Genomic DNA, 7,180 nt, shown 5'->3' with positions numbered 1-7,180 from the left:
TGATAGGTTCGGTGTGGAAGTGCGGTAACGCATGGAGCTGACGAATACTAATCGGTCGAGGACTTATCCACGTATATCTCTTAGCGAATTTACCTCTGCATATCCAGTTTTGAAAGTGCAACTTCGGATGATGGCTAGTTGCATCAGATATTGATAAGAATAACTCCTCAACTGCTAAGTTGGGGTTTTTTGTTTATAAAAGCGCTTATGACGATAAGTAGTACTCTAGTTACACTTGCCAAACGAATCAGTCCTAGAATAACATGGTAGTACATTGATGGTTGAAACTGGTAACGGGCATGGAAGGCCAACGAAGGAGAATAGTAAATGAAGAAGATTTTAATCTTTTCCGCCTCGATTGGTAACGGGCACAACCAGGCAGCTAGAGCAATGCAGGAGAGCTTGGCGGAAAGTGGTTACACGTCAATGATTATCGATACATTAGAATATATCAGCCCCACTTTCCACAAAATTTTGTTGGAAAGTTATACGAATTTGCTGAAGCTATCACCGAAAATGTGGGGGAGAATCTACCACAATTCGGAACGGTCTCGTTTCTTTGACATGAATGTAATCATGAATAAATTATTAGCAAACAAGCTGAAGAAGCTGATTAACAGTGTCAACCCGGATGCATTTATTGCTACTCACCCGTTTGCGAGTTGTATGTTATCCGTTTTAAAAGGACGAAATGATTGGAAAGAGCCTATCTATACAATTATTACAGACTATACGATTCATCCTTCCTGGATCAATCACCATGTTAATTATTATTTTATCGGGCACGAACAACTGTATTATCTTGTCGATATTTATCAGCAGCCGCATCATAAGTTCAAACCATTGGGAATCCCCATCATGAGCAAGTTTAGCGATCCTTTGGACAAATGTGATCTGACGAGCAAATTTGGTGTAAAACCAGAACAAAAAGTAATGATTTTATCGGGTGGAGGATTGGGATTAGGCCCGATGGATCAAGTGCTGCAAGGAATTGAATCGATTCAGCAGCCGCTCAAAGTCTTTGTGTTGACCGGAACAAATGAAAAGTTGTTTAAAAAGGTGACAAGCTATCAGTATAAACATGAAGTAGCACCATTGAAATACGTAACCAATTTCCATGAATACCTGGAGATCTCTGATCTTATCGTAACCAAGTCAGGCGGATTGACATCGGCTGAGGTGTTGAGTAAAGCGGTTCCGATGATCATTTACAACCCACTGCCAGGACAAGAAGAGAGAAACAGCCATTTTCTGCTAAACAATGGCTGTGCTGTACATGCTAACGTCACAGAGCAACTGATATACTTTATCGAGGAATTGCTGGTCAATAACACCAAGGTAGAGAGTATGAAGCAAATGGATAAAATCATCGCCAAACCGGATGCTGCAGAACAAATTACCCATTTTATTTTGAACGACATGGAAATGAAGCGTTAGAGAACTGAAGGAGTGGGATCGTTACATGACCATACAGTACGCCGTCTTATTTGATATGGATGGCACGTTATTGCAAACAGAGAAACTGGCAACTCCTGCTTTTCTGCGAACATTTGACGACTTACGCAAGCAACAGCTTTGGGATGGTCGTACACCAACGGAGAGCGAATTGACGAACGTTCTAGGGATGACACTTGAGGACTTGTGGAAAACCCTTTTGCCTGATGCCAATCACGAAGTAAAACTCGTGGCAGACCGTTTAATGCTCAAGCACGAATTGGATTTATTAAAAGAAGGCATCACCGATCTTTACCCTGGTGTCCGAGAGGTACTGCGGGAATTAAAAAGCAAGGATATTTCATTATTTGTTGCAAGCAACGGATTAGAGAAGTATATCGATGCGGTTTGTGAGCATTTTGGATTAAAGGCAGTGTTTACCGATCTTTATTCAGCAGGGAGATTTCAGACGAAGTCGAAAAATGATCTCGTCCGTCAACTGATCAATGACTACGGTATTCAACAGGCAGTAATGGTTGGAGACCGTCGTTCTGATGTGGAGGCCGGAAAGGCAAATCAATTGCTTACCATCGGCTGTGACTTCGGATTTGCCAAGCCAGGAGAGTTGGAGCAGGCAGACCAGATTATTACCCAATTTGACCAACTCATCACACATCTACCTTTTCCTGTTTTACATACAACTTGACACAAGAGAGCCATTCCCTGGGGAGTGGTTCTTTTTTTCTTTGTTTCAAGTTAAGTAATTTCGTTAAAAATAGTGGAGGGCACAAGACCACTTGCGGAAAGGGTAAAAAGTAATTATAATTAAAGTCAAATATAGTCAAAGTCAATTTATTTGACTACTTCATCTCTTTCAGAGTCAGAAGCAGGTATCTTTGTTAAGCAAAGGGGGGCGAGAGTACAATGCGGAACATTTCGGACATAATCGAGCAACATCTCAAAGGCATCCTGCAGAATAGTCCTGAAAGCTGGATTGAGATCCAACGCAGCGAGCTGGCCGAACTGTTTCAGTGTGTTCCTTCCCAAATCAATTATGTAATCAATACGAGATTTACTGTTGAGAAAGGTTACCTTGTCGAAAGTAAAAGAGGTGGAGGAGGATATATTCGGATTCGTAAGGTTCAAGTCGTAAGTAATATGAAGCTTCAACAACTTTTAACGGAAGAATTGATTGGCGACAGTATTACGCAAGGAGTCGGGAATGCAATCATTGAACGACTTTTAGAAGATGGGCTAATTAGTCCGAGAGAATGTGGGCTGATGAAAATTGCCACTTCCCGTAATGTGCTTCTTATCGATAGCCCGTTACGCGATCGACTAAGGGCCAATATACTGAAGCATATGATCACTTCCATTTTAGTCAAGTAAAGTCCATTGTAGCCATTGGTAAGGGGTGAATGGTATGAATTGTGAAGAGTGCGCGAAAAGACCTGCGACACTGCACCTAACCAAAATCGTCAACGGAGAAAAGACGGAAACTCATTTGTGTGAGGTATGTGCCAAAGAGAAGGGGAACATGATTCCTGGGTTCAATAACTTTAGCATTAACAACCTCCTGTCCGGCTTGTTAAACTTCGATCCAATGAATAAAGGGACAACACTATCCAATCAGTCATTATCTACACAAACCAAACCGCTCCGTTGTGAAACTTGTGGTTTGACATATTCGCAGTTTAGTAAAAGTGGTCGGTTCGGGTGCAGTGATTGTTACAATCATTTTGGCGAACGACTTGATCCGTTGTTCCGACGTATACATGGCAATACTAACCACATCGGTAAAGTGCCTGAAAGAACTGGCGGACAGATCAAAATTCGCAAAGACCTCGAACAACTCAAGAAAGCATTACAGCAGTACATTGCTTCAGAAGAATTCGAGAAAGCTGCTGAAATACGTGACCGGATTCGTTCTCTAGAACAAAAGATTAGTCAAGGTGACTCATGAGGAGGTGAGATTCATGTCCTTGCAACGATTTATGCAGCATCCATGGAGTAATTGGATGAAAGGAACAGGTCCCGACTCAGATATTGTAATCAGTACACGCATACGCATTGCCCGCAACCTTCGTCATCATCCGTTTCCTTTATTGGCAACTGATTCGCAAGCCGAAGAAGTTGTTAAAAAGGTGATTGAGGTAATGAGTCAGGGGGAAATGAAGAATAAAGGGCCTGTTGAACTGCTCAAAATGGAAGAACTCAGTCCGTTAGAAAAACGAGTGCTCGTTGAGAAGCATCTGATCAGTCCTAATCTGGCTCAAGAATCGAGAAAAGGCGCAGTTCTCCTGAATGAAGACGAATCAGTTAGCATTATGGTCAACGAGGAAGATCATATTCGCGTACAGGTGCTGATGCCCGGGTTTCAACTGACAGAAGCATGGGAAACAGCTACCAGTATAGATGATATTTTTGAGAAGTATGTAGATTATGCTTTTGATGAAAAACGAGGGTACCTTACCAGTTGTCCAACCAATGTAGGGACAGGAATTCGCGCATCAGTCATGTTGCATCTTCCTGCTCTCGTAATGACAAAGCAAATCAGTCATATACTACAAGCAATCAATCAAGTCGGATTAGTTGTTCGTGGACTGTACGGAGAGGGCAGTGAAGCTCTCGGCAATTTGTTTCAGCTATCCAACCAGGTTACGCTCGGAATGTCTGAATCGGATATTCTTTCTAACCTGTACAGCGTAGCTAGTCAGATTGTCGAGCAGGAACGCACCGCACGCCAATATTTGCTGGAAAACTCACGAACAGCGTTGGAAGACCGGATATGCCGCTCATATGGAATCCTGCTTTATGCTCGTACTGTAGAGTCGAAAGAAGCAGCACAGCGCTTATCCGATGTTAGATTAGGAATTGATTTGGGAATTATTAAGAATCTGTCGGCGCTTACGTTGAATGAATTGCTTGTGATGACACAGCCAGGTTTTCTTCAACAGCATGCGGGGCAGAAATTAACTCCCGAGCAAAGGGATGAACGAAGGGCTAGGCTCATCAGAGAGCGATTGTCCGTCGAGAAACCAATATAAGAGGAAGTTCAAAAAGTCCGGGAAACATAGCGTTCGAAGTTTGATTGCCCCGTTCCGCAGCTCACGATGTTCCGCTGCTCGGGACTTCCGCGCCTTGAACTTCGAGGCTCTGTTTGTCCTCCTTTTTGAACTAGCTCTATAAATCGAGTCGTTCAAATGATTCTTTAGTGGAGGTGTATGTCACATGATGTTTGGTCGTTTTACAGAGCGTGCACAGAAAGTACTGGCACTCGCACAGGAAGAAGCAGTCCGTTTAGGGCATAAGGATATTGGTACAGAGCATGTATTGTTAGGCCTCATTCGGGAAGGAGACGGCATCGCTGCAAAAGCTCTCCAGGCGTTAGGTCTGGGTCTGGACAAAATTCAAAGTGAAGTAGAGTCACTGATTGGACGTGGAGCTGAACAGCCAAGCAACATCAATTACACACCGCGTGCCAAAAAGGTTATTGAGTTATCTATGGATGAAGCCCGCAAACTGGGTCATACGTACGTAGGTACTGAGCATATCCTGTTAGGCCTGATTCGTGAGGGCGAAGGAGTAGCAGCAAGAATTCTCAATAATTTGGGTGTCAGTCTGAACAAAGCTCGTCAGCAAGTACTGCAGCTTCTCGGCAGCTCCGAAATGATGGCATCCCATCAACCGTCCGGTAATGCGGTTGCCGCTAATACACCAACGTTGGACAGTTTGGCACGTGATCTCACTGCGATTGCCCGCGAAGGTGGATTAGATCCCGTTATCGGCCGTCAAAAAGAAATCGAGCGTGTCATACAAGTACTTAGCCGACGCACCAAAAATAACCCAGTATTAATCGGGGAGCCAGGTGTTGGTAAAACAGCAATTGCAGAAGGCTTGGCGCAAAAAATCGTCAACAATGAAATCCCGGAAACCCTTCGTGAAAAACGGGTCATGACACTTGATATGGGTACAGTTGTTGCTGGTACCAAATATCGTGGTGAATTCGAAGATCGTCTGAAGAAAATCATGGATGAGATTCGACAAGCGGGTAACATTATTCTGTTCATTGACGAGTTGCACACGTTAATCGGTGCAGGGGGAGCAGAGGGCGCCATTGATGCTTCCAACATCCTGAAGCCCGCACTGGCACGTGGCGAGTTGCAATGTGTTGGGGCAACAACTCTCGATGAATACCGCAAATATATCGAAAAGGATGCTGCGTTGGAGCGTCGTTTCCAACCAATCCAGGTAAATGAACCAACAGTCGATGATGCCATCAAGATTTTACACGGTTTGCGTGATCGCTATGAAGCTCATCATCGTGTGAAAATTACGGATGATGCCATCGAGCAAGCTGTTCGTTTATCCGACCGCTATATTACTGACCGCTTCTTGCCGGATAAAGCAATTGACTTGGTGGATGAAGCTGCTTCTAAAGTAAGACTTCAATCCTTCACAGTTCCGCCTAATCTTAAAGAATTGGAAACCCGACTGGAAGAAGTTCGCAAGGAAAAGGACGCAGCAGTACAATCCCAGGAATTCGAGGAAGCAGCAGCGCTTCGTGATCAGGAGCAAAAGCTTCGTGAAGAGCTGGAGACTACCAAGAAAGACTGGAAAGAACGTCAAGGCAAGCTGAATATGGAAGTTACTCCAGAAGATATTGCTCATGTCGTGGCGAACTGGACGGGAATTCCGGTTGTGAAGCTGAAAGAAGAAGAGACCGAGCGTTTGTTGAAAATGGAAGAGATTCTGCATGATCGTGTCATCGGTCAAGACGAAGCAGTGAAATCCATTTCCCGAGCTGTACGTCGTGCACGTGCTGGTCTCAAGGACCCGAAACGTCCGATCGGTTCCTTTATCTTCTTAGGTCCTACTGGTGTGGGTAAAACAGAGCTTGCCCGTGCAGTAGCTGAAGCATTGTTCGGCGATGAAGACTCTATGATCCGCATCGATATGTCTGAGTATATGGAGAAACATTCTACGGCTCGTCTTGTAGGGGCGCCTCCAGGATATGTAGGATATGATGAAGGCGGTCAATTAACAGAAAAAGTACGCCGTAAACCGTACTCTGTCATCCTGCTTGACGAGATTGAAAAAGCACATCCTGATGTGTTCAATATTCTCTTGCAGGTGCTGGACGATGGTCGTCTCACCGACTCCAAGGGACGCACAGTTGACTTCCGCAACACGGTCGTTATCATGACTTCCAACGTGGGAGCGAACATGATCAAGAAGAACACTTCTCTTGGCTTTACCACTGGTGATACAGAGAAGAAATATCAGGATATGAAGGACAAAGTGATGGATGAGCTCAAACGCAGCTTCCGTCCTGAATTCCTCAACCGTATCGACGAGGTAATTGTGTTCCACTCTCTGGAGCAAGAGCATATCGAGCAAATTGTTTCTCTCATGACAGACGAATTGCGCAAACGTCTGAAAGAGCAATCAATCGACTTGGCGCTTACGGAAGAAGCGAAGAAGGTATTAGCCAAGGAAGGCTTTGATCCAGCGTATGGTGCACGTCCACTACGCCGTGCGATCCAGCGCAATATCGAAGACCGTTTATCCGAAGAATTGCTTAAAGGAACCATTAGTAGAGGTGACACGGTAACCATCGACGCAGAGGAAGGCAAACTGGTGGTTAAACGCATGGAAACATCAACAAAATAAATGAGTAAAAAATCCCCAATTTCTTGGGGATTTTTCTTTGCTCTTGCCACTGGTTATCGGTTACAGTATAAAT

At 44.3% G+C, this 7,180-nt stretch carries 6 protein-coding genes; all 6 read left to right on the top strand.

From position 1 onward, the window contains the following. Nucleotides 1-327 precede the first annotated feature (327 nt). The 6 genes from ACPW7N_RS20470 (at nt 328) to ACPW7N_RS20445 (ending at nt 7,107) form a co-directional block, all read left to right on the top strand. Nucleotides 328-1,437, top strand: coding sequence for an MGDG synthase family glycosyltransferase (locus ACPW7N_RS20470; protein ID WP_425653079.1), 1,110 nt, complete (start codon nt 328-330; stop codon nt 1,435-1,437). 25 nt (nt 1,438-1,462) lie between these two features. Further along, on the top strand, nt 1,463-2,140 hold the full coding sequence (locus ACPW7N_RS20465) for an HAD-IA family hydrolase (RefSeq protein WP_425653078.1): 678 nt from the start codon (nt 1,463-1,465) through the stop codon (nt 2,138-2,140). Nucleotides 2,141-2,358: 218 nt separating this feature from the next. Then, nucleotides 2,359-2,823 (top strand): CtsR family transcriptional regulator, encoded by a 465-nt coding sequence (locus tag ACPW7N_RS20460; protein ID WP_425653077.1) that lies wholly within the window; start codon nt 2,359-2,361, stop codon nt 2,821-2,823. Nucleotides 2,824-2,857: 34 nt separating this feature from the next. After that, nucleotides 2,858-3,397 (top strand): protein-arginine kinase activator protein McsA, encoded by a 540-nt coding sequence (gene mcsA, locus ACPW7N_RS20455; RefSeq protein ID WP_425653076.1) that lies wholly within the window; start codon nt 2,858-2,860, stop codon nt 3,395-3,397. 13 nt (nt 3,398-3,410) lie between these two features. Next, complete coding sequence (mcsB, locus tag ACPW7N_RS20450; protein ID WP_425653075.1) at nt 3,411-4,481, top strand: protein-arginine kinase McsB; 1,071 nt, start codon at nt 3,411-3,413, stop codon at nt 4,479-4,481. A gap of 184 nt (nt 4,482-4,665) precedes the next feature. Further along, nucleotides 4,666-7,107, top strand: a complete 2,442-nt coding sequence (locus ACPW7N_RS20445) for an ATP-dependent Clp protease ATP-binding subunit (protein WP_425653074.1) — start codon at nt 4,666-4,668, stop codon at nt 7,105-7,107. Nucleotides 7,108-7,180: the final 73 nt, after the last annotated feature.

The organism is Brevibacillus nigriterrae, from assembly GCF_049846925.1.
Taxonomy (GTDB): Bacteria; Bacillota; Bacilli; order Brevibacillales; family Brevibacillaceae; genus Brevibacillus_H.
The sequence above is the reverse complement of the archived record's forward strand: the minus strand, read 5'-3'. Positions and strand labels throughout refer to the sequence as shown.